The following is a 23,918-nucleotide window of genomic DNA, read 5'->3' as shown; positions in this document are numbered from 1 at the left end:
GAAAACAGACCATCCGGTTTTGCCGGATGGTCTTTTTTTACAGTAACAAGATGTAATCCGTGTTTGCGGTAATTTACGTGCTGTATTGTGCTGTTTATGGCATGAGCAGAGCATGTGCGCTGATCGCGCGACTATTTCTGGAGTTCACATGACACGCCGTTATTTCGGGACCGATGGTATCCGCGGACAATCCAACGTCTTTCCGATGACGCCTGATCTGGCAATGCGGGTTGGTATTGCGGTCGGCACAATCTTCCGCCGCGGACATCACCGCCACCGCGTGGTTATTGGCAAGGATACCCGTCTTTCGGGATACATGCTCGAAAACGCATTGGTCGCCGGTTTTACTGCAGCTGGACTGGACGTTTTCCTTCTTGGACCAATTCCGACACCTGCTGTTGCCATGCTGACGCGTTCTCTGCGCGCCGATATCGGCGTGATGATTTCCGCTTCGCATAATCCGTTTGCGGATAACGGCATCAAGCTGTTTGGCCCCGACGGTTACAAGCTGTCCGACGAGTTGGAGCTGGAAATTGAAGACCTGCTCGACAAAGATATCTATTCCCAGCTGGCAAAACCGCACGAGATTGGCCGTGCCAAGCGCGTCGATGGCGATATCTATCGCTACATCGAATTCGTGAAGCGCACCCTGCCACGCGAAGTGACGCTGGATGGTTTGCGTATCGCGATCGATTGCGCCAACGGAGCGGCCTATAAGGCTGCTCCCGCAGCACTGTGGGAACTGGGTGCTGATATCGTGACGATCGGCAATGAGCCGAATGGCACCAACATTAATTTTGAATGCGGTTCCACCCATCCGGAAGCCCTGCGCAAGAAGGTGCATGAAGTGCGTGCCGATATCGGTATTGCCCTTGATGGTGATGCTGACCGCGTGATCATTGTCGATGAGCGTGGCGAAGTGGTCGATGGCGACCAGTTGATGGCGGTCATTGCCGACAGCTGGGCCAATGACAATATTCTACGGGGCGGTGGTATCGTGGCGACTGTCATGTCCAACCTTGGCCTTGAACGTTTCCTTGGCGGTAAAGGACTGTCTCTTGCTCGTACGAAGGTGGGTGACCGTTACGTGGTTGAGCATATGCGCAACCATAACTTCAATGTTGGTGGTGAGCAGTCCGGCCACATCGTGCTGTCTGATTACGGTACGACGGGCGATGGTCTTGTCGCTGCGCTGCAGGTGCTTGCCTGTGTGAAGCGGTCCGGCAAGACGGTTAGCGAAATCTGCCGCAAGTTCGAGCCTGTACCTCAGCTGCTGAAGAATGTTCGTATTTCCGGCGGCAAGCCACTTGAAAACCCTGTGGTTATTCAGGCGATTGCCGACGCGGAGAGCGAGCTGGCTGGCAATGGCCGTCTTGTCATTCGTCCGTCCGGCACTGAGCCGCTGATCCGTGTTATGGCAGAAGGCGATGACAGCGTGAAAGTTGAGAGCATCGTAAACGGTCTGGTTGACGTTATTGCCAATGCGCGCAGTGCTGCTGCGTAAGAAAAATACTCGCTAAGTTACTGAAAAGCCGGTCTTGTACCGGCTTTTTTGTTGCCGGTTCTTTGCTGTATTAATAAATCTTGGTGAATGATCGTAGTTAATCGGCACTTAACCTTTCTCATTCATTATTCATAACGGAACAGTTTACTGGCATGCGGCCATGGGCGCAGGTGCCGCTTCTGGAGTTGATGTTATGAAAAAAAGCCTGATTGGCATTCTCGCCGCGTTGACGGCGGGATCCAGTGCATTTGCAGCCGACCTTTATCAGCCAGACCCTCCGGCCTATATTGAGGCACCAGAAATCCAGATCACCGAATCAAACGGTTGGTATCTGCGTGGTGATATCGGTTACGCCTACAACAAGTCGCGTGGCGCTGAATTTTATCAGGGTCCATTCACAGCCGGTTTGACAGATTTCCGCTCCACAAAGCTCAAGGGTGGCTTTATGGGCGGCGTTGGTGTTGGTTATCAGATCAACAACCATTTCCGTACGGATTTGACGTTTGACTACATGGCCAAGAGCAACTTCCGTGGCTCGACCTTTGGCAGCTGTGGCGTAGCTGGTAGCTGCGTATCGACAGATCTGTCTTCACTGCGCGCTTATACGCTGATGGCCAATGCCTATGTGGATCTGGCGACATTTGGCCGTTTCACACCTTACGTTGGTGCTGGTATCGGCGGTTCCTACGTGAAGTGGGCTAACCTCAGAAACACATCGTGTGAGGTAGGCGATCCTTCCACCTGCGACCCGACCTTCACCCATGGCGGCAAGGGCGGCTGGCGATTCGCCTATGCACTGATGGCCGGTGCATCGATCGACGTAACCTGCAATCTCAAGGCTGATGTCGGATATCGTTTCCGCCAGATCGGCAAGGGCGACATGTTTGGCTATGACAGCGTTGGTGGTGGCCCAGGCCGCGACAAGGGCTTCTACTCGCATGAAGTGCGCCTAGGCGGTCGTTACGTCTTCGGCGGTTGCGACACGGCACAGTACATGCCGCCAGCAGAAATCCCAATCCAGCCAGCAGTTTACAAGTAATTTCAGTTTCGAAAACAAGACCGCTCGTGCCTTTCAGGTGCGGGCGGTTTTTTGCATTTTCAGGGCACTTTCCTGATCATCGATATGGCGCAGCGGCGCCAATATTTTTTTATTCCAGCGACATATTCCGCTTGACTGCAACAAGCGACAGGCATATCCACCGGGGCAGGCCACCTTTCCCTAACGAAAGGCTTTCTATCTGGAAGGATAGCATTATGACTGCGATTGCAAAGCCGGACGTGCGTCCGAACAACACCCATTTTTCTTCTGGTCCTTGCTCTAAGCGTCCCGGTTGGTCGCTCGAAGCGCTCGCTGATGCCCCGCTCGGTCGCTCGCACCGCGCCAAGGTTGGCAAAGCCAAGCTCAAGCAGGCCATTGATCTCACCCGCGAAGTTCTCAACGTTCCTGCCGATTATCGCATCGGTATCGTTCCCGCATCTGACACTGGCGCTGTTGAAATGGCACTGTGGTCGCTGCTCGGTGAGCGCGGCGTTGATATGGTTGCATGGGAAAGCTTTGGCGCCGGTTGGGTTACCGACGTCGTCAAGCAGCTCAAGCTGAAAGACGTTCGCAAGTTCGAGGCCGACTACGGCCTGCTGCCGAACCTCAAGGAAGTCGATTTCGACCGTGACGTCGTTTTCACCTGGAACGGCACAACCTCGGGCGTTCGCGTTCCTAACGCTGATTTCATTCCGGCGGACCGCAAGGGTCTGACGATTTGTGACGCCACTTCTGCTGCATTTGCGCAGGACATGGACTTCACCAAGCTCGACGTTGTTACCTTCTCCTGGCAGAAGGTTCTGGGCGGCGAGGGCGGCCACGGCGTTATCATTCTGTCGCCACGTGCTGTTGAGCGCCTGCTGAGCTATTCGCCAGCATGGCCGCTGCCAAAGATTTTTCGCATGGTATCCGGCGGAAAGCTGATTGAAGGCATCTTCACCGGCGAAACCATCAACACACCTTCGATGCTTTGCGTAGAAGACTACATCGACGCGCTGCTGTGGGCGAAGAACCTCGGTGGCCTGAACGCGCTGATCGCGCGCGCTGATGCCAATGCCAAGGTGATCTACGATTTCGTTGCCGCCAACGACTGGATTGCAAATCTTGCCGTTGTCGATGAGACACGCTCCAACACCTCTGTCTGCCTCAAGATCGTCGACAAGGATGTTGCAGCTCTAGATGCTGACGCACAGGCTGCTTTCGCCAAGGGCGTTGTTGCACTTCTCGAAAAAGAAAATGTAGCGCTCGATATCGGCGCTTACCGCGATGCTCCGTCCGGTCTTCGGATCTGGGCTGGTGCCACGATTGAAACGGCTGACATTGAAGCTGTCATGCCATGGCTTGCCTGGGCGTTTGAAACGCAGAAGGCTGAGCTTTCCAAGGCTGCGGCCTGATTTGGATTACCGGCCCTGCAAAGTGCAGGGCCGCACATACCTCATCTTATGAATAAACCGTTTTTAGGGAGCCCAAACATGGCACCTCGCGTACTCGTATCTGACGAATTGTCGGAAACCGCTGTCCAGATCTTCCGTGATCGCGGCGTTGAAGTTGATTTCCAGCCAAAGCTTGGCAAGGACAAGGACAAGCTTGCCGAAATCATCGGCAACTACGATGGTCTGGCCATCCGTTCCGCCACCAAGGCAACCGAAAAGCTGATCGAAGCTGCAACCAACCTCAAGGTTATCGGTCGCGCCGGTATCGGTGTCGACAACGTAGATATCCCGGCTGCATCGCGTCGCGGTATCATCGTGATGAATACGCCATTTGGTAACTCCATCACCACAGCTGAACACGCCATTGCGCTGATGTTTGCTGTTGCTCGCCAGCTTCCTGCGGCTGATGCCTCCACGCAGGCCGGCAAGTGGGAAAAGTCGAAGTTCATGGGTGTTGAAATCACCGGCAAGACGCTTGGCGTTATCGGTGCCGGTAACATCGGCGGCATCGTCTGCTCGCGTGCACTCGGCCTCAAGATGAACGTTCTGGCCTATGACCCGTTCCTGTCGCCTGAGCGCGCCCAGGAAATGGGTGTTACTAAGGTTGAGCTGGACGACCTGCTTGCACAGGCTGACTTCATCACCCTGCACGTTCCAATGACTGACAAAACCCGCGGCATTCTCGGCGCTGAAAACCTTGCCAAGACCAAGCCAGGCGTTCGCATCATCAACTGCGCCCGTGGTGGTCTTGTTGACGAGAAGGCTCTCGCTGACGCCATCAAGTCCGGCCACGTTGCCGGTGCCGCCTTCGACGTGTTCGAAGTTGAGCCTGCAACGGAAAGCCCGCTGTTTGGCCTGCCAAACGTTGTCTGCACGCCGCACCTTGGCGCGTCGACAACAGAAGCACAGGAAAATGTTGCCCTGCAGGTTGCCGAGCAGATGTCGGACTACCTCGTCAAGGGTGCTGTTTCCAACGCCATCAACATGCCGTCGATCACTGCTGATGAAGCTCCACGCCTCAAGCCGTTTATTCGCCTTGCAGACGTTCTCGGCTCCTTCGTTGGTCAGGTGCAGGAAAGCGCCACCAAGGAAATCGAAATTCTTTATGATGGTGCAACCGCCAACATGAACACCAAGGCGCTGACATCAGCGCTGCTGGCCGGTCTGATCCGTCCGCAGGTTTCTGACGTGAACATGGTTTCCGCACCGATCATGATCAAGGAAAAGGGCATCATCCTTTCCGAAGTCAAGCGCGACAAGACCGGCGTTTACGACGGTTACATCAAGCTGACGGTCAAAACCGAAAATCAGGTTCGTTCCGTCGCTGGTACCGTGTTCTCGGATGGCAAGCCACGCTTCATCCAGATCAAGAACATCAACATGGACGCTGATGTCGGTTCGCACATGATCTACATCACCAACACCGACGTACCGGGCATGATCGGCTTCATGGGTACGACGCTGGGCGAAGCGGGCGTTAACATCGCCAACTTCCAGCTCGGCCGTGAAAAAGAAGCTGGCGATGCTATCGCGCTTCTCTACGTGGACGGCCCTGTTTCAGAAACCGTTCTGGACAAGCTTCGCGCCAACCCGGCCATCCGCCAGGTCAAGTCTCTGGCGTTCAACGTCGAGTAATATCGTTCCTCCCAAGGGGACAATAGAGGCCCGGTACTGGAGCAATCCAGTGCCGGGTTTTTTGTGCGTTATTGGTGGGCGCAATCAAGGGTTGTTTATCACGAAAAATTTTATAATTAGGCACTAAAAATGATCATCCAGAGTTGCTATATGGTCCGACGATAGGCCGCTCATGGGAGGGCGGCACAACAGGAGAAGACGATGTTTGCTGCCGTTCGGCGCTTTAAAGGTTTGTTTGCGGTTGCCGCTTTGGGAATTGCTGTTTCGTTCGTGGCTGTGGATATGGCTGAGGCTCGTCGCGCTGGCGGTGGTTTCGGCAGCCGTGGAACGCGTACATTCTCTGCCCCACCTGCAACCAACACTGCGCCGGGTCAGGCTGCACCGATCAATCGCAGCATGACACCGAATACGTCGCCAAGCCAGGCGGCTCCTGGTGTTGCGCAGACACGTCCGGCCAACGCACAGCAGCCACAGCAGAACCGTGGTCTTTTCGGCGGTATGGCCGGTGGCCTTATGGGCGGCCTTCTGATGGGTGGTCTGTTCGGTATGCTGATGGGCGGCGGTTTTGGCGGTATGGCCGGTTTCTTCGGCATGTTGCTGCAGGTCGCTTTGATCGGCGTGCTGGTTATGCTGGCTATGCGTTTCTTCGCGTCGCGCCGTCAGCAGCAGCCTGCTTACGCCGGCGGCCAGTCGCAGCGTAGCAACTATTCCGGTTCGTCCAACCCGCCGACGGGTCAGGGTGGCTTCAAGATCCCGCAGATGGGCTCCCTGTCCGGTGCTGCCGGTAACGCCGCGCCCGCTGCTGAAGCCGCTGTCGCGCCAAAGCCAGTTCCGCATGCCAATGCCATGTCTGAAGGCGATGAGATCGGCGTTACGGGCGAAGACCTTGGTCAGTTCGAGCAGATGCTCAAGGACGTGCAGGCTGCCTATGCTGCAGAAGACTATGCTGCACTTCGCAAGCTCACCACTCCGGAAGCCATGTCCTATCTGGCGGAAGAGTTGAGCGACAACGCGACCAGCGGCGTCAAGAACGACGTCAGCGATGTTCAGTTGCTGCAGGGCGACCTCGCCGAAGCCTGGCATGAAGAAGGACGTGATTACGCGACTGTCGCCATGCTGTACTCGCGTGTCGACGTAATGCGTGACCGTACAACGGGTAAGGTTATCGAGGGTGACGAGACCCAGGCAACCGAATCGACCGAGCTGTGGACTTTTGTGCGCCGCGAAGGATCCGCGTGGCAGGTTTCGGCTATCCAGTCGGCATCCTGATCCATAAAAGACTGATTTGAAGGTTTATGACGCCGCAGTGCACCGAGATGCACTGCGGCGTTTTGCATATTATTGCGTGCAAATAATTGACGCTTCACCGCTGTTTTACTGGTCGCTTGCAATCTGTGATCGCAGCTTTAGTTGTTTGGTTGATCACATTCACATTATTGCCCTTTTTCGTTCATCCGGCATTCAGCGGCACCTCCGTAACCATTGTGCACTTGCAAAAACGTGATCAAGCCTATGGCTACCATGATCGTTTTCTGCGGAACCGCTTGGCGAAATGTGCGTTGTCAAACCGATGCCAGAGGTTCGTAAACAAGACCGGGCGATGCGCGGTCCTTAAGAGAATGGAGAGCTATCGAGATGAAACGCTTTGACCTGATCGACGGGATGCGCGGTTATTTTCTTGTTTTCATGCTGATAAACCACCTTGTGTTCGTGGGCGGTTATTGGCTGGTTGAGGTCAACCATCGCCAGTTTGCCTTCGTGGAAGATGCACAGGGCTTTGTGTTCCTGTCCGGTCTGCTGATTGGCCTGGTCTATGCCCGCAAGATGATGAAGTACGGTTATGAGACCGGGCGTCAGGCCATCTGGAACCGTTCCATGGAGCTGTACAAATATGCCATGGGTCTGGTGATTGCCGTTCTGGCCGTCACGCTGGTTCTGCCACACGCATCGTATGTCTGGTTCAACTGGATCGGTGCGACATCGTTTGATGATCCACTGCGTCTGGCCGCCATTGCGACTTTTGTGTTCCAGCCGACTTTCATGGACATTCTTCCACAGTACATCGTTTACATGCTGTTTGCGCCTCTGCTCATCAAGCTGTGCCTTGATGGCAAATGGGCCTATGTGATGGTTGGTTCGTTGCTCGTGTGGATGGCTGGCCAGCTTGGTTTGCAGAAGGTAATCACCACGCCGCTGCATGAGCTTGTAAAAGGTCCTGACGACCAGGGCATCCGTGTCAGCTTCAACATGCTGGGCTGGCAGATCGTGTTCTTCTCGGCTCTTGTGATGGGTGCAATGACCGCCCAGAACAAGATCGAGTGGAAGAAGATTTTCTCGCCAGAAAATAGCTGGATTCCGAAGGTTGCCCTACTGGTATGCCTGTTCTTCATGCCACTGCGTATTGCAACGGCTTGGGGTTTGATGCCTGATTACGTGATTGGCAAGTTCGCAGCGATGGAAATTCGTGCAGACTTCGGCCCGGTCTATCTGATCAACTTCATCGCGGTTGGCGTTGGTCTGACATGGCTGTTGATTGCCGGTCCAAAACACCACAGCCAGATTGTGCGTCGTATTGCCAATGGCGTTATCTGGGTGCTGTCGCTGAAGTTCCTGCAGCTGCTGGGTCGTCATTCCCTGCAGGTCTATGTCTGGCACGTCGCTATCGTCTATGCCGTCTATTACATGGACGGTCGTACAGCAGAGCTGTCGCAGCTCGAAAAGACGCTGATTGCCATCGTCGGTATCGCTCTGCTTGCTTTGCCTGCGCTGTGGCGTGAACGCGACAAGTGGATTGGTGGCACCAAGGCGACCGCCTGATTTTAACGACAGAAGCAAGATATGCTTACAGGGCAGGGCGGGTTTCCCGCCCTGTACTTGTTTGCGGGCGCGATATTCTTTATATGCACCCTCAAAATTCCACGTTCCGTACCTCTTGAGCGCCATGGTGCTTTGCGGCATGTTTTGTGAAATTGAACGACAGGCGCCGGGGCCTTGACCCCCGGTATGGCTGACGATTGGACAAAAACTTGAATACACTCGACTTTGACAAGAAGCCGGAAGACACGCGCGTTGTTGTCGCCATGTCCGGCGGTGTGGATTCCTCCGTGGTGGCGGGTATCCTCAAGCGTGAGGGCTATGATGTCCTCGGTATCACCCTGCAGCTCTATGACCATGGCGCAGCCGTACACCGCGCCGGTTCCTGCTGTGCAGGTCAGGACATTGATGACGCGCGACGCGTTTGTGAAACGCTTGGCATTCCGCATTACGTGCTGGATTACGAAGCACGCTTTCGCGAAACGGTGATCAACCCGTTCGCGGAGAGTTATGCCATGGGTGAAACACCCATCCCTTGCGTTGCCTGCAACCAGACTGTCAAATTTGCAGATCTTCTGAAGACTGCGCAGGAGTTGGGTGCCGATGCGCTGGCGACTGGGCATTATATCCGCTCTCGCAACAACCCGGTTCCCGGTAATCCAAACCGACGGGCGCTTTACCGTCCGATTGACAGTGATCGTGACCAGAGCTGGTTCCTGTTTGCGACAACGCAGGAACAGATCGATTACCTACGTTTCCCGCTTGGTGGCCTTTCCAAGGCGCAGACCCGCGAACTGGCGGAAGAAATGGGCCTTGTCGTTGCCAAGAAGGCGGACAGTCAGGACATCTGTTTTGTGCCGCAGGGCAAATATACCGATGTCATCAACAAGCTGAAACCGAATGCGGCGTTGTCGGGTGACATCGTTCATCTCGACGGCCGTGTGCTTGGTCGCCACGAAGGCATCGTCAACTACACCATCGGTCAGCGTCGCGGTATTGGTGTCGCAACTGGTGAGCCACTTTACGTGGTGCATCTGGATGCGCGCGGCAAGCGAGTGATTGTTGGCCCGAAGGAAGCGCTTGAAACACACCGTGTTTATCTGCGTGACATCAACTGGCTGGGTGACAGGTCGCTGGAAGAAGATGCCGCAAATGGCTTTCGCTGTTTTGCCAAGGTCCGCTCTACGCGTCCACCAGCAGAGGCTGTTGTCCATTATGACGGCAACGGCGTTTATGTGGACCTGATGGTGGGCGAAGCTGGCGTGGCACCGGGGCAGGCTTGCGTGCTCTATTCTGCGCCAGGTGCAGATGCCCGTGTGTATGGCGGCGGTTTCATTGGCCGATCAGAGCGTTCGGCTGAAGCAGAGATGTCCTTAAAGACGCTGCTGGAAGGTTCGGTGGCCGCGTAAAATCCTGCAATATTCACTGGCTTGTCGAAAGCTATGAAAATTGCAAATCTTGCGCTTGACATAAAAGGGAGCGGCACTTTATAAGCCGCTCATCCTAAGGGAACAAAGACTTGAAACAAAGTCGCCGTTCCTTGTGGCGGGGTAGCTCAGGTGGTTAGAGCAGCGGAATCATAATCCGCGTGTCGGGGGTTCAAGTCCCTCTCCCGCTACCATCAAACCAGCCGACAAATCAGGCTGGACCAAATTCTACAAAGATTTCCTCATTTTCAAAATATAATCACCACACGATTTTCGTGGGTCTACGATCATACTTTTCATTGATTCGCGAAATGTCAGAGCTTACTCAGCCTGCATAAGAGCAGCGGCGACGGTCTCGATGTCCTCGCGTACCTTAAACTGTAGGCCATGTGCGTTCACATCTGGGGCTTTCAGATAGATTGTAGTTTTGCCACTGACTTCTGTGACGGCTGCAACTGCTTCTGGATTTATCAGTACAGGTCCGGCAGAAGCTGTCGTCTTCGTAAAGCGGATCAATTTCACCATCTTATCTCTCAAAGCTTGCTATGCCAGTAATCAAGAATGCAAGGCACAAGGCATTCGCGTTTAGTTTGAGCGAGCGCGACGATTAAAAGAACTAACCGCATCGCTGTACTCCGACGATGCTGATTGGTTCTCGTTGTTTGCCCTACGTATTGCTCTCTCTGCCTCATCGTTGTTGCATCTCATGAAATTCTCAACTTCATTTTCGAAGCTCTCGATATCACGCTTACAGCGATCAAACTCCCACTGGTCATCAAAAGCGCCATACTGCAACGCACATGATGGTGCGCTTGGTTTGCTACAGTAAGCGAACGAGTGGTCAGCAATGGATAGCGTAGCAAACACGAGTACGATGAACCACGCGAAGCTTGTTCCAGATTTCATAGATCCTCCAATCACAGAGCGATCAGGATTTGCACGGAATGGGTGCAGAGTCGAGTGGTGGCTCGCCAGTTACTCATCGACACAGAAATTTTTTATAGTGGCGCCGTTGGTGGTGGAACGAGCTACCGTCTGCGTATCACGGCCATTCTGTGGTGCGCAGCCATAACTGGCTTGCAGGTCTATCTGTTCTACCGCATCCGCGGCGATCTGGTGGATATCCACGTTGAAGGTCCAAGCGGTTTTCGTTCGTTGCTTGCCGACTGGGTGGAACTCGGTTCAGAACAGCAAAAAGGCCCCGTATGTATGTCCGGAGCCTTGGTGTCGTTTGAATTGTCCAGATGACATGGAACGCGTGATTACGCGTTTGCAAGCGCCTGTGTCAGATCGGCGATCAGATCATCTGGGTGCTCAAGGCCAACTGACAGGCGCACGTAGCCCGGGGTTACGCCGCTCGCCAGCTGGTTTTCCTCTGACAGTTGCGAGTGGGTTGTCGTTGACGGGTGGATGGCCAGTGAGCGGGCATCGCCAATATTGGCGAGGTGGTAAAAGAGTTGCAGCGAGTCGATGAAACGCCGCCCGGCGTCGCGGCCCGATTTCAGTTCGAAGCCAACAAGTGCGCCATAGCCACCATTTTTCAGATAGGTCTTGGCACGTTCGGCTGCTTTACCGGTCTGGAATTTCGGGAAGATGACGTTGGACACCTTCGGGTGTTTTTGCAGAAACTCAGCCACCTTGATAGCGTTTTCATTGTGCTGACGCAGGCGCAATGGCAGCGTCTCAAGCCCCTGAATAAGTTGGAAGACATTTTGCGGGCTGATCGCCGCACCGATGTCACGCAGCAGCACGGCGCGCGCCCGCAGGATGTAAGGAAAGAAGCCGATGGCATCGGCCTTTTCGATCCATGTCTTGCCCTGATAGCTGGGATCAGGTTCATTCAGTTGCGGGTGGCGATCCGCCAGATCCGCCCAAGGGAAATTGCCACCGTCAACGATCGCGCCGCCAATCGATGTGCCATGGCCACCAATATATTTGGTTGCTGAATAAACGACGATGGCAGCGCCGTGCTCCAACGGTTTGATAGTCAGCGGTGCAGCCGTATTGTCGATGATCACTGGAATGCCGAGCTTGCGGCCGATCGCTGCGACCTCGCCAATGGGAAACACTTCCAGCTTGGGATTGGGCAGAGATTCCGCGTAATAGGCGCGGGTGCGGTCGTCTGTTGCGCGGGCAAAGGCTTCAGGATCATTGCCATCAACAAAGCGTGTCTCAATACCGAAGTTTTTCAGTGTGGCGGCAAATAGCGCCCATGTGCCACCGTAAAGACCGGCTGCGCTGACGATGTTGTCTCCTGATCGAGCAAGGTTGAGAATGGCGAAGGCAGAGGCTGCCTGGCCGGAGGAAACTGCAAGTGCGGCCGCGCCGCCTTCCAGCTCTGCCAGACGCTGTTCAAAGGCGTCCTGCGTGGGGTTGGAGACGCGAGTGTAGAGATGTCCCGGTGCTTCCAGCGCAAACAACTTGTCGGCGCCGTCGGTGCCGGGAAGCTGGAAGGATGTGGTCTGGTAAATCGGAACCGCAACGGCTCCAGTTGTCGGGTCAAAACGGAAGCTGCCCCCGTGAATGGCCTGTGTTTCCGGATGAACGCTTTTGAAGGTTGCTGTGCCCGTCGGCTGCTGCGGGACAGATTGTAGAATTTCGTCGGTAGATTGTTGAATGGTCATCGTCTTCCTCCTTGAAACGGGTTGGGAAACAGGTCTGGTTATGGTGTGTTTGGTCGAAAGGACGCCTGGGCCAGTGCAACGAGCAGCAGGGCTGCTGATGCCCAGAGGGTTTCCGGGGCGTACCAGCGGATTTCAAAAAAATGTTCGTTGCTGCAGAGGGCCTGCGCGAGACGACAAAGATCGGTCTCAGCAGCAAGGCATGTCGCGGCCTGTGCTGTGGTGATGTAGCCGTTTTCGACGACGTTGCCGAAAACCAGCCACCACCAGCCAAGGCTGAGCAATAGCAGTGTGATGGACAAAGACAGGGTGAAGAAGACAAACCGCTTCTCAAACATCGTGGGAGACCCCCAACTGTTCCAGCAGACTGCGGCGCAAATCCACGAGGTCACCGTCATCACGTTTGCGCGGATGTGGTTTGGTAACATTGACCTCAGCTACGATGCGCGCCGGGCGATCTGAAAACACGATCACACGGTCTGCGAGAAGCAAGGCCTCCTCCACATCGTGGGTGACAAGCAGCGCCGTAAATCCCGTTTGCTTCCACAGCTGCAACAGCTCTTTCTGCATGGTCAGCCGGGTCAGGGAATCGAGCTTGCCGAAGGGCTCATCCAGCAGCAGCAATTTTGGATCATTGACGAGAGCCCGGGCAATGGCGACGCGCTGCGCCATGCCGCCTGAAAGCTGATGCGGATAGGCGTCGGCGAAGGCTTCCAGCTTCACCAGCTTCAGAAGCTCATCGACCCGGTGTTGTTGTTCTTTCAGCACGCCGCGTGCATCCAGACCTGAGGCAATGTTTTTGCGCACGGTGAGCCAGGGAAACAGGGTTGCATCCTGAAACACCAGAATACGGTCCGGGTCGGGATTGGTGATCGGCGTGCCGTCCTCGCTGAGCGATCCCTTGCTTGGTTGCTCCAGTCCAGCGGCCAGCCGCAGTAATGTCGATTTACCGCAACCGGAAGGGCCAAGCAGCGCCACGAACTCTGCAGGTTTGACGCTGATCGAAACATTGTCGAGCACGGGCAGGGTGCGGTCTCCCAAATCGTAGTGATGGGAAACGCTGTCAATCTCAAGCCGCAGGTTGCGGTTTCTGTCTTCGGTGGAAAAAAAGGCGAGGGCCATCAGAGAATTCCCTTCTGCCAATTGAGAAGCCTGTCTCGGACAACGAACAGCAACCGAACCAGGCCAGCGCAGATAAGCGCCATGATGATCAGCGCCGCGTAGACATTGGCATAGGCGGAATAGGCTGTGTTGAATTGCAGGTACCAGCCGAGGCCAAATTTTGCGCCGAGCATTTCCGCAACGACCAGAACTGCGAAGGAATAATAGAGCGCCATAAACAGCCCGACGAACACATTGGGCAATGACGCTGGCACCGCCACTTTGAAAATCAGGTAGGAGGTGGATGCACCCAGTGTTCGCGCAACATCATAATAGGCGCGGTTGACCTGTCCCACACCCGCGGCGGTGAGAATGGCGACAGGAATGCCCGATGCCAGAGCCACCAGAAAAATCGACGCTTGGAATGTGCTTGGGAAAATGAAGAAGGTGCAGGGTATCCACGCACTTGCCGGCACGGGGCCAATCAGTTTCAGCACGGGCATGCCCCAGTAAGCAAAGGATTTTGACCAACCGAGAGCGACACCGGCAACAAAGCCAACCGCAATGCCGGAGAAGAAACCGAGCGACCACAGGCGGGCGGTATATCCAACGCAGACCAGTAGACGCTCCCAGTCTGTGATGTAGACGTTGAGCAGGCCCTGTGGCGGGGAGAAAAACGGCTTTGGCAGCCAGCCCAGCTTTGCGGTCAGCAATTCCCAGACCGCAAACCAGACACCAATGGCAACCAGCCACGGGCCATAATGCTGCAATGTCTTTGTTCTTTTGTCGGAGAGCGGAACAACAAACGCCAAGGCTAGCAACAGGAGGACTATGCCAGCGACGATGGCGGCAAACAGACCGGTGGCATTCCAGTTGATGACGTCAGGTAGCAGATAAGTGACTGCCGCTGCCGTCCCCCAGCTCGCGGCAGCCAGCACGCCATTCCGCCATGGTTTCCATGGCCGAAAGGCTGCCTGTGGAACTGTGCCAAAATCGTTTCTCAACACATCGGTCATTGTTCAGCTCACGCGAAAATGTCGATGGTGATGCGATTGGCGATTTCTTCCGGATCGGTCGATGCATCGGCAACGCCCGTCAGTTTCAGATCCTCGTAACCGATACGGACTTCGTTGAGCAGTTCCTTGCCGAACCAGTGGTCATGGTAGGTGAAGGACGCAAGGACTTCCGTCAGGTCTTCCAAGGGAAGGCCGGGTTTCAAGGTGTCGAAATACCACTTGGCAACTTCATCCGGGTGCTTGACGGTATATTGATGCACTTCGAGATTGGCAGAGGCGACACGTTTGATGGCATCCTTGTTGGCCTCATAATAATCGCCGTTAACGCCTAGTACGCAGCACACGCGGTCCTGGAATGTTTCGGTCTGGGTGTCGGCAATCTTCACGAAGCCATGCTGTTTTTCATAGGAGTAAGCCCAGGGGTCCATATGCGCGACCGCATCGGCTTCTCCCTTCAACACACCTTCCGCGACCAGATCGAAGGGGAAGACCTTCCAGGTGACGTCGGTTTCCGGGTTGAGGCCAGCCTTTGCCAATGCCACCGAGAAGGCAACGCGTGACGGGGACATCACATCAAATGTGCCGATGGTCTTGCCCTTGAGGTCGAGCAGCGTCTTGATGCCGGAATCCGGCTTGACCAGAACGCGCTGGCAGCCACCATGCGAACCCGCAAACAGCTTGACGTCAAAACCCTGTTCGATGGGCTTCAGCCAATCATAGAGAAGACCGGGACCTGCTTCTGCCTTGCGGGTTGCCAGTGCCTGGATGAGGGTCTGGCCGCTAGCCCCCTGGTAGAACAGTTCCACATCCAGCCCGTGTTTGGCGTAGATGCCCTTGGAAAGGCCAAAACCAACGGGAGAGTGGCAGGCTGCCACTTCGGTCCATTCCAACTTGATGGGAATAAGGTTGCCTGCGATGGCATAGCTTGTTGTGCGACCCGCCAGCGCGCCAACTGCTGCGGTGGCTCCCACAGCTGCGGCAGATTTGAGGATCGTGCGGCGGCTGATACCGCGTTTGGCGGGTGAAGATTTGCTGGAAAGCTCTGACATGGTTTGCCCCTCATCGTTTGATAGGGAAAAACTTAGCAGCAACAATAAAATTACATAGATTTTATAGACTATTTATGAAACACAAAGCGGATAATTTTTCGAACAAAACGCGCGTCCAGATCACAGCTTGTTCAACATGCAATGGAACGACCCACTGCCTATGGAAAGGCCGGTGGGTCTGTTGTTTCGAAGAGTTAGTAGGCCGAAGCCACCTTGTTGCCGGTCAGCTGTTCCGGTGTCAGCAGATCGGCGTAGTGGGCACGCGCCACATCCGGATGCGAGCGCAGACGACTTTTCAGAACATTATTGCCAACGTCGCGGAAGATCGGGTTCAGTGGATCAACGGTGATGCCGCGTTCGCTGCGCTTCAACTCTTCCGGCAGGTCAATGACTGGAATGCTGGAATCGTAACGGGCGCCCATGAAGAAGGCGACGGAGAAACGTTCGGTGCCGGCTGGCGGTACGATAACGTCATGAACGTCGGCGCGCACAAAACCGTTGGTGGCCAGCTCCAGCAATTCGCCGGTGTTGATGATAAAGGTGCCGGGAACCGGCGGCGCATCAATCCAGACGCCATCTTCCGTCTGCACACGCAGACCCGGAACGACGTCCTGCAGCAACACGGTGACGAAACCGCCATCCTTATGGGCGCCAACGCCCTGATCGCTCTGCGCCACGTCACGGCCGGGGTAACGGATGATTTTCAGAAGTTTTGTCGGCTCTGGGTCATAGATGCTGGAGAAGACGTTTTCGTCCTGACCGAGAGCGACGGAAATGGCTTTCAGCACGTCGATGCCGATGCGTGTCACTTCTGCCTGGTAGGCGAGAAGAAGGTCTTTGAGTTCCGGCAAGGCTGAAGGCCACTGGTTGGGTCCGATCAGGCGTGCCCAAGCCGGGGTATCTGGACCAATCTCGACTGGTGTGGACTCATTGTTGATATCCACCTGTTCGCGCCAATCCTGCTGACCGCGCGTGTGTTCAAGGCCTGCACGGTTGTAACCGCGGAAATGCGGAGACTTGACCATCTCGATCTCCAGCTTGTCCTTTTCAGGCAGGGCGAAAAACCGCTTGGAGGCTGCGACTACGTCTGCAAGAAATTTTGGATCCACGCCATGGCCGGTCAGATAGAAAAAGCCATGGTCATGCAGGATTTTGCGCAGCTCATCGATGAAGCGCGCGCGCTCTTCAGGACCGGCGTTGAAACGGGAAATGTCGACAAAGGGCAGTTGGGTAGCAAGCGTATGAACGGTCATGATGTTCTCCTTTGAATTACGTTGGTGGGCCTGAGCCCTGAAATTAAAAAGGCTCCCTGCGCAGGCGCTGGCCCCGCTGTCAGGCGGAGCGGCGGCTGCGTGCTATGCGGTGATTGACGAGACGGGCGGCAAAATCACCGGTCATCTGCACGGACTGGACGATAGCGACGAGAATGACGACCACCGCGACCATGACCTCAGGCATGAACCGCTGGTAACCAAAACGGATACCAAGATCACCCAATCCACCACCACCGACAGTGCCGGCCATGGCGGAGTAACCGATCAGGCTGACCAGTGTGACGGTTTGGCCAGCGATGATGCCGGGCAGGGCTTCCGGCAACAGCACCTTGAAGATGATCTGCAGCGGTGTTGCGCCCATGCTTTCAGCCGCTTCGATCAGGCTTTGATCAACCTCGCGCATCGCGGTTTCGGCAAGCCGGGCATAAAGTGGGGTGATTGCTACCGTCAGCGGCACGATGGCCGCAAATGTACCAACCGTTGTGCCGGCCACAAGCCGCGTGAAGGGAATGATAGCGACCATCAGGATGATGAAGGGCGTCGAGCGGATGAGATTGATCAGGGTGCCAGTGACCCGGTTGAAAATTGGTCGCTCCAGAAACTGTCCGGGCGAAGTGACGACAAGCAGCACGCCGAGTGGCAGGCCGATGAGCGTCGAGAGCAGGGCAGCCACCGCCACCATGGTAACGGTCTGCTTGATTGATTCAATGAGCAGCGCGATGAGCGCCGGTGACAGCAGGTCGGACAGCATGACCGATAACCTCTCCATGAAGACCGAGTGATGACAGGTAAGACAGAATGTCGGGCAGGCGTGGTCCGGTGTTTTCCGAGACGATGGTGAGGATGCCGAGCGCTGCACCACCTATGTAATCAATGCGCCCATGCAGAATGTTGGGCCGCACTTTGAAACGCTCCACAAGGTCGGCAACAACGGCACTATGTGCCGATGAACCGGTAAAGGTGATACGAATGACCGGGTCGGTGTCGCCTGTGGCGTCCGGCACCAATCGTGCGGTCACCTCTTCCGGCAGGTCATGTGCGACGATGCTGGAGAGGAAGGAGCGCGCTGTCTTGGAACGGGGAAAGGCAAAGACATCAAATGTCGGGCCGCTTTCGATGATCCGCCCCTGTTCGAGAACGGTCACGTGATCAGCGATTTGCCGGACCACATCCATCTCATGCGTGATCAGCACGATGCTAAGCCCGATGCGGCGATTGATATCCTTGAGCAGATCGAGGATCTGTTCTGTGGTTTCCGGGTCGAGTGCCGACGTTGCCTCATCGGACAACAGCACGGCTGGTTCAAGGGCGAGTGCACGGGCAATACCGATGCGCTGTTTCTGCCCGCCGGAAAGCTCTGACGGATAGGCATCTGCTTTGCCCGAAAGGCCAACCAGTTCCAGAAGGTCGGGGACACGTTTGCGAATGGTTTCTTTGGCTATGCCGGCAATTTCCAGCGGCAGGGCAACATTGGCCGCTGCCGTGCGGGACGACAACAGGCTGAAATGCTGGAACACCATGGCAATCTGCCGACGCGCCTTGCGCAGGTCCTGTCCCTTCAGGGCGCTTATTTCCCGGCCGGACACGAATACCCGGCCAGAGGAGGGGCTGACGAGCCCGTTCAGGCAGCGCACCAATGTGCTTTTACCAGCACCGGAGCGACCAATGATGCCATGTATCGAACCTTCGCTGACATTCAAGCTGATGTCATCCAGCACCGGGCCGCTTTTGGCGTCATAGGTCTTACTCAGCGACTGGATTTCGATGATCGGCCTTGTGTTTGCCGGGCGAAGGCCAGAGCCATGCTCCTGTGAGCGTGGCTTCGTTTCGGTCGCGTCATCTGTGCGTGCCAAAAGGGTCATGTTACCAGCCCGCGATCACATTGCCTTCGAACTTCTTGTCGATGAAGGCTTTCACTTCCGGTGATTTGTAGGCTTCGATCAGGGTGTTGACCCAAGGCGCATCCTTGTTCTTTTCGGCAACAGCGATCAGGCAGAAATATTCAGAAAGTTGATCTTCAATCAGAAGGCTGTCCTTACTTGGGTTGAGACCGGCCGAAAGTGCGAAATGCGAAGTGATGACGGAGAAATCAACATCTTCAAGCGATCGCGGCAGCTGTGCCGTCTCAAGCGGTACGATTTTGATTTTCTTCGGGTTTTCGATGATGTCCAGTTCGGTGGCGTTGAAGGTGACGCCGGGTGTGAGCTTCAGGAGGCCGCCAGCTTCCAGCAGTTTCAGGGCGCGTCCGGCATTGCTCGGATCATTGGGAATGGTGACCTGCGCACCCTCTGGCAGATCGGTCACGGATTTGTATTTGTGGGAGTAGCCGGCCATCGGCAAAAGCACTGTCTTGCCACCAACCGCCACGAGGTTCAGTCCACGGTCGGCATTCTGACGATCGAGATAAGGTGTGTGCTGAAAACCGTTGGCATCGAGATCGCCGTCATTGGTCGCCGGGTCGATCAGTGCACCGTCAGAAAATTCGATGATCTGGATGTCCAGGCCCTTGGCCTTGGCAACGGGCACGATCGCTTCGGCAATCTGGGCATGCGGGCCGGCCGTGACACCAAACTTGATGGTTTCGGCAAGTGCTGTGGCATGGGTTGCCAGAAGCAATGCCAGTGCGGAAACGGTGCCGGCGACAAATGATTTATAACGCATGGAATGGTCCTTATGGGTGTTCTGATGATGTGTTTGAAAATGGACCGACGTCGGGAAGAACCTTGCCGGGATTGAAAATGCCGAGGGGATCAAGTGCGGTTTTGAGCGTCTGCATCAGCGCTATGGCTTCCGCGCCGTGTTCGCTTTGCAGGTACTGCCGTTTGCCAAGCCCGATGCCGTGTTCACCGCTGGCGGTACCGCCCGCTGCAATGGCCCGTTGCACGATGCGGGACGCGTAATTCGCCACCTCTGTTTCTTCGTGTTCGTGCAACATGAAAACGCAGTGGAAATTGCCGTCTCCCACATGGCCGACGATAAAGGCGGGTGCGGTGGAAGTGGCGACATCCTGTCTTGTTTCTAGGATTACCTCTGCCAACCGTGAGATTGGCACGCAGACATCGCTTGGCCAGGAGTGAGAGCCGGGCCGTTCAGCCTTGGCCCAGGCCAGGCAATCGCGGCGGGTTTCCCATAATAGTTTGGTGTCCTGCGCCGTGTCCGTCCATGTCAGCGGTGTGCCGCCATTGTCGGAGATGATCTGCTCAATGGTCTCCGACAATGTGTCGATTTCTGCGACCGAGCCGTGAAACTCGAAAAACAATGTCGGCAATGGCACAAGACTCAACTCTCCCCGACGATTGATCACGTCGACCAAGGGTTGATCGACCAGTTCGACACGGCCGATGGAAAGGCCAGCGCGCTTGATATCGGTGACCGCATTGACCGTACCGGCCAGCGTGGCAAAACCGGCATGGGCAGATCTCGCCTCCGGTATTGGATGCAGGCGCAACAAAACTTCGGTGACGATGCCTAGTGTGCCTTCGGAACCGACAAACAGCCGTGTCAGATCGTACCCGGAGGATGATTTGCGCGCCAGTGATCCCGTTTTGACGATATCGCCATTGGCCGTCACCACGGTCAGGCCGAGCACGTTTTCGCGCATAACACCATATCGCACGGCATTGGTGCCGCTGGCACCGGTCGATACCATGCCACCAATCGACGCATTGGCGCCGGGATCAACGGGAAAGAACAGACCGGTGTCACGCAGGGCATGGTTGAGGTCGAGCCGGCGAACGCCGGCACCCACCCGTGCAATCATGTCATCGGCGCGGATTTCAACAATCTCGTTGAGATCACTTGTATCCAGTGAAATTCCGCCGTGAACGGGAATAGCGCCACCTTCAAGCCCCGAACCGGCACCGAAAGCCGTGATCGGAATGCGATGTCTGACCGCGATCTTGACGATCTCGGCAACGTCTTGTGTGCTCTGCGGTCGCACAACAATGTCTGGGCGCTGCCGGGCATGGTGGCTTTCATCGCCAGCATGCAGGTCCAAAACAGATGCACCGGTTGATGCCGCAGCACCGAAACGGTTCTGCAACTCAGCGATCGCCGCATCGTAACTGCGATGCGTAAGATGCAGATTCATGATGCGACCTTTACCGCATGTCCCTGCCGCCACAGCGCAAGACGCTCGACTGCATTCACGAGTGTCTCTGCTTTTTTGGCAAAGCAGAACCGCACGTGGCTGCGCACATCGCGGCTGCCGTAAAAGGATGAGATCGGCACTGGTGTTACGCCAGCTTCAAGCGTCAGACGGCGGCAAAAGGCAAGGTCGTCGCCAGCCGTGTCGAGTGTGGAAATATCCGCGACGACAAAATAGGTGGCTGGAGCATCGGTGACCTCGAAACCTGCATCACGCAAGCCATCGACCAGCAAGTCCCGCCGCTCAGCCAACTGGCGACGCAGATCGAGAAAATAACTGTCGGGCAGGTTCAGTCCTGTCGCCACTGCGGTTTGCAGGGCAGGCGGGGTTGTGAAGGTGACGTATTGGTGGGCTCTGGCAATCGGCTCCAGCAGTTTGGGTGACGCTGTCACATAACCGACTTTCCAACCGGTCACGGAAAAGCTTTTGCCAGCCGAACCGATCCTGACGACACGGTCGCGAACACCGTCCACCGCAAACAGGGAATGGAAGGGGCGGCCGTCAAAAACCAGATGCTCGTAGACCTCATCGGAGACGATGGTGAGGTCATGTTTGACGGCAAGCTCACCGAGAAAACGCAGCTCGTCGGGTGAGAAAATCTTGCCTATCGGGTTCATCGGCGTGTTGACGACAATCAGTTTCGTTTTGCTGGTGATGGCTTTCTGCAGGGCGTCCTGCGGCAGATCCCAATGGGGCGGCAAAAGCCTGACAGGCAGGACAACGCCACCCGCCCGACGGATCAGTGTGGCATAGGCATCATATACGGGTTCGAAAAGAATGACCTCGTCACCGGTTTCAAGCAAAGCGAGGAATGTGTCGGCCAGCGCTTCGGTTGCACCTGAGGTGACAAGCACTTCACGTTGCCAGTCAATGTCCAGATTGAAAAACCGTTTGGCGTTGTCAGCAACCGCCTGACGCAGAACAGGCAATCCCATCATCGGCGGATATTGGTGGGGTCCGTCACGCAATGCTGAGATCGCGGCTTCCACAAGTGCTGCAGGCTCAAAACCTTCAGGAAATCCTTGGCCCAGATTGATTGCGCCTGTTTCTGTTGCCAGCCGCGACATGGATTCAAATATCGACGTGCCTGCTGCACCGAAGACCGAGTTCACCACCGAGATATTCCCCGTATTTTTGATTTATCCCGGCGAGCTTAAAATCGATAAAATAGATAAACAAAGTATTTTAAAGCGTTTGGATTAGAGTTTGGAGAAAGATTTGCTCCGGAAATCTGCCTGTCGTGAATTGATTTGCGGAGAGCGGTAAAATGGGCCGATGTGCACGGCTAAACGCCGTGTCGACGCTTTTTTGTTGAAGGCGGAAAAGACGGAAAATTCTTTCGCTTTGCAATCGATAAAAAAGATAGAATTACTATCTTTGGTTTTTCACTCTGCGATGCTTGAGGCCAATTTACCACCCGAGGCGGACACGCCTTTTACAGGCGGAGCACGAGGCCAGAATGAGCAAAACGATCCATTTCAATGCCTTCGATATGAACTGCGTCGGCCACCAGTCTCCCGGCCTTTGGGCTCACCCGAAGGATAAATCCTGGAAATACAAGGATTTGGACTATTGGCAGGATCTCGCTCGAACGCTGGAACGCGGCATTTTCGACGGCATCTTCATCGCCGATGTCATTGGTTATTACGATGTCTACAAGGGCTCGAATTTCCACGCCATTCAGCAGGCGGCGCAGATCCCCGTCAATGATCCGTTGCAGCTTGCCGCACCCATTGCACTGGCAACGGAGCATCTGGGCATTGGCATCACCGCTTCGACATCCTTCGAGCACCCTTATATTTTCGCACGTCGCCTTGCGACCGCTGACCACCACAGCAAGGGGCGCATCGGCTGGAACATCGTTACCTCCTATCTGGAAAGCGGTGCCAAAAATATCGGGCAGGCCGGGCTGCAGCGGCATGACAACCGCTATGATATCGCCAACGAATATCTGGAGGTTGTTTACAAACTTCTGGAAGGCAGCTGGGAAGAAGGCTCTGTGCGGCGTGACCGAGATGGCCGGATATTCACCGATCCGTCCAAGGTTCACGAGATTGGCCACAAGGGCAAATATTTCGATGTGCCCGGTTACGGGCTGACGGAGCCATCACCGCAGCGAACACCGGTGCTTTATCAGGCCGGTGCATCGGGTCCGGGCAAAAAGTTTGCCGCCGAACATGCCGAATGTGTGTTTGTGGCAGCGCCGACCAAATCGGTTCTCAAGGCTTATGTCTCTGAAATCCGCCAAAAGGCAGCCGCAGCGGGACGCGATCCCAAGGCGTTGCGCATCTACACGCTTTTGACCATCATCACCGATGAAACGGAAGAAAAGGCCAAGGCCAAATTCGAGGACTACCGGCAGTACGTGTCCTATGACGGTTCGCTGGTGTTCATGTCCGGTTGGAGCGGCATCGACTTTGGGCAATATGCGCCAACCGATGTTATCCAGAAGGTCGAAACCAACGCGATCCATTCTTTCGTTGAGCACATTGCTGGCGGCGACAAGTCCTGGACCATCGATGAGCTGGCGAAATTCGGTGGCATTGGCGGGCTCGGTCCGGTGTTTGTCGGTTCGCCGAGCCAGATTGCCGACATATTGCAGGAGTGGGTCGAAGACACCGATGTTGACGGTTTCAATCTTGCCTACGCCGTGACGCCTGACAGTTTCGAGGACGTGGTGCAATACATCGTTCCCGAACTGCAAAAGCGCGGCGTTTACCCCACATCCTATCGTCCCGGCACATTGCGGGAAAAGCTTTTCGGTAAGGGGCCTTACCTGCCATCCGACCATCCGGCGGAACATTACCGCGATATTGAAGCCATTAAACGCGGCCAGCAAACCCGGCTTGCGATCTAAC

The 23,918-nt window shown here is 55.5% G+C and carries 21 protein-coding genes and 1 tRNA gene; 10 read left to right on the top strand and 12 right to left on the bottom strand.

Features of this window, described 5'->3' with window-relative positions; translation table 11 throughout:
- Window positions 1-148: 148 nt before the first annotated feature.
- From glmM to HGO37_RS03680, 8 genes are all read left to right on the top strand, one after another.
- Complete coding sequence (gene glmM / locus HGO37_RS03715) at window positions 149-1,504, top strand: phosphoglucosamine mutase (RefSeq protein WP_250982177.1); 1,356 nt, start codon at window positions 149-151, stop codon at window positions 1,502-1,504.
- Window positions 1,505-1,697: 193 nt separating this feature from the next.
- Window positions 1,698-2,543, top strand: coding sequence for an outer membrane protein (locus HGO37_RS03710; protein ID WP_250982176.1), 846 nt, complete (start codon window positions 1,698-1,700; stop codon window positions 2,541-2,543).
- Window positions 2,544-2,758: 215 nt separating this feature from the next.
- Window positions 2,759-3,937, top strand: a complete 1,179-nt coding sequence (locus tag HGO37_RS03705; protein WP_250982175.1) for a phosphoserine transaminase — start codon at window positions 2,759-2,761, stop codon at window positions 3,935-3,937.
- Between the two features lie 78 nt (window positions 3,938-4,015).
- The gene (gene serA, locus HGO37_RS03700) at window positions 4,016-5,611 is read left to right on the top strand and encodes a phosphoglycerate dehydrogenase (RefSeq protein ID WP_250982174.1); all 1,596 of its coding nucleotides are present in this window, start codon (window positions 4,016-4,018) and stop codon (window positions 5,609-5,611) included.
- 201 nt (window positions 5,612-5,812) lie between these two features.
- Entirely contained in the window at window positions 5,813-6,880 is a 1,068-nt protein-coding gene (locus tag HGO37_RS03695; protein WP_250982173.1) for a Tim44 domain-containing protein, read from the top strand.
- Window positions 6,881-7,246: 366 nt separating this feature from the next.
- Window positions 7,247-8,428, top strand: coding sequence for an OpgC family protein (locus HGO37_RS03690; protein WP_250982172.1), 1,182 nt, complete (start codon window positions 7,247-7,249; stop codon window positions 8,426-8,428).
- Window positions 8,429-8,637: 209 nt separating this feature from the next.
- On the top strand, window positions 8,638-9,834 hold the full coding sequence (gene mnmA, locus HGO37_RS03685; RefSeq protein ID WP_250982171.1) for a tRNA 2-thiouridine(34) synthase MnmA: 1,197 nt from the start codon (window positions 8,638-8,640) through the stop codon (window positions 9,832-9,834).
- Between the two features lie 135 nt (window positions 9,835-9,969).
- A tRNA-Met gene (locus HGO37_RS03680) sits at window positions 9,970-10,046 on the top strand.
- 127 nt (window positions 10,047-10,173) lie between these two features.
- On the opposite strand, the gene HGO37_RS03675 is transcribed toward HGO37_RS03680, so the two are convergent.
- Window positions 10,174-10,377 carry a hypothetical protein gene (locus tag HGO37_RS03675; RefSeq protein WP_250982170.1) on the bottom strand — a complete coding sequence of 68 codons (204 nt, stop codon included), beginning with the start codon at window positions 10,375-10,377 and terminating at the stop codon, window positions 10,174-10,176.
- Window positions 10,378-10,812: 435 nt separating this feature from the next.
- Between HGO37_RS03675 and HGO37_RS03670 the strand changes: the two genes are divergently transcribed.
- Window positions 10,813-11,100, top strand: coding sequence for a hypothetical protein (locus HGO37_RS03670; RefSeq protein WP_250982169.1), 288 nt, complete (start codon window positions 10,813-10,815; stop codon window positions 11,098-11,100).
- Between the two features lie 14 nt (window positions 11,101-11,114).
- On the opposite strand, the gene HGO37_RS03665 is transcribed toward HGO37_RS03670, so the two are convergent.
- From HGO37_RS03665 to HGO37_RS03615, 11 genes are all read right to left on the bottom strand, one after another.
- Entirely contained in the window at window positions 11,115-12,476 is a 1,362-nt protein-coding gene (locus tag HGO37_RS03665) for an O-acetylhomoserine aminocarboxypropyltransferase/cysteine synthase family protein (RefSeq protein ID WP_250982168.1), read from the bottom strand.
- A 38-nt stretch (window positions 12,477-12,514) separates the two neighbouring features.
- Complete coding sequence (locus tag HGO37_RS03660) at window positions 12,515-12,811, bottom strand: hypothetical protein (protein WP_250982167.1); 297 nt, start codon at window positions 12,809-12,811, stop codon at window positions 12,515-12,517.
- Window positions 12,804-13,595 (bottom strand): ABC transporter ATP-binding protein, encoded by a 792-nt coding sequence (locus tag HGO37_RS03655; RefSeq protein ID WP_250982166.1) that lies wholly within the window; start codon window positions 13,593-13,595, stop codon window positions 12,804-12,806. Before HGO37_RS03655 ends, HGO37_RS03660 begins: the two co-directional genes overlap by 8 nt.
- Complete coding sequence (locus HGO37_RS03650; protein ID WP_250982165.1) at window positions 13,595-14,590, bottom strand: ABC transporter permease; 996 nt, start codon at window positions 14,588-14,590, stop codon at window positions 13,595-13,597. Before HGO37_RS03650 ends, HGO37_RS03655 begins: the two co-directional genes overlap by 1 nt.
- A gap of 8 nt (window positions 14,591-14,598) precedes the next feature.
- Complete coding sequence (locus HGO37_RS03645) at window positions 14,599-15,639, bottom strand: ABC transporter substrate-binding protein (protein WP_250982164.1); 1,041 nt, start codon at window positions 15,637-15,639, stop codon at window positions 14,599-14,601.
- Window positions 15,640-15,833: 194 nt separating this feature from the next.
- Window positions 15,834-16,892 (bottom strand): isopenicillin N synthase family dioxygenase, encoded by a 1,059-nt coding sequence (locus tag HGO37_RS03640; RefSeq protein WP_250982163.1) that lies wholly within the window; start codon window positions 16,890-16,892, stop codon window positions 15,834-15,836.
- Window positions 16,893-16,971: 79 nt separating this feature from the next.
- The gene (locus HGO37_RS03635) at window positions 16,972-17,664 is read right to left on the bottom strand and encodes a methionine ABC transporter permease (RefSeq protein WP_192488166.1); all 693 of its coding nucleotides are present in this window, start codon (window positions 17,662-17,664) and stop codon (window positions 16,972-16,974) included.
- Window positions 17,618-18,775 (bottom strand): methionine ABC transporter ATP-binding protein, encoded by a 1,158-nt coding sequence (locus HGO37_RS03630; RefSeq protein WP_250982162.1) that lies wholly within the window; start codon window positions 18,773-18,775, stop codon window positions 17,618-17,620. The genes HGO37_RS03635 and HGO37_RS03630 overlap by 47 nt, the downstream gene beginning before the upstream one ends.
- Window position 18,776: 1 nt before the next feature.
- Window positions 18,777-19,574: a MetQ/NlpA family ABC transporter substrate-binding protein gene (locus HGO37_RS03625; protein WP_250982161.1), complete on the bottom strand. Its 798-nt coding sequence runs from the start codon at window positions 19,572-19,574 to the stop codon at window positions 18,777-18,779.
- 10 nt (window positions 19,575-19,584) lie between these two features.
- Window positions 19,585-21,003: an FAD-binding oxidoreductase gene (locus HGO37_RS03620; protein WP_250982160.1), complete on the bottom strand. Its 1,419-nt coding sequence runs from the start codon at window positions 21,001-21,003 to the stop codon at window positions 19,585-19,587.
- A complete protein-coding gene (locus HGO37_RS03615; protein ID WP_250982159.1) occupies window positions 21,000-22,175 on the bottom strand; it encodes an aminotransferase in 1,176 nt (391 codons plus the stop codon). Before HGO37_RS03615 ends, HGO37_RS03620 begins: the two co-directional genes overlap by 4 nt.
- A 344-nt stretch (window positions 22,176-22,519) precedes the next feature.
- Between HGO37_RS03615 and HGO37_RS03610 the strand changes: the two genes are divergently transcribed.
- Window positions 22,520-23,917, top strand: a complete 1,398-nt coding sequence (locus HGO37_RS03610) for an LLM class flavin-dependent oxidoreductase (RefSeq protein WP_250982158.1) — start codon at window positions 22,520-22,522, stop codon at window positions 23,915-23,917.
- Window position 23,918 lies beyond the last annotated feature (1 nt).

Source organism: Rhizobium sp. CG4, assembly GCF_023701965.1.
GTDB lineage: Bacteria > Pseudomonadota > Alphaproteobacteria > Rhizobiales > Rhizobiaceae > Agrobacterium.
The sequence above is the reverse complement of the archived record's forward strand: the minus strand, read 5'-3'. Positions and strand labels throughout refer to the sequence as shown.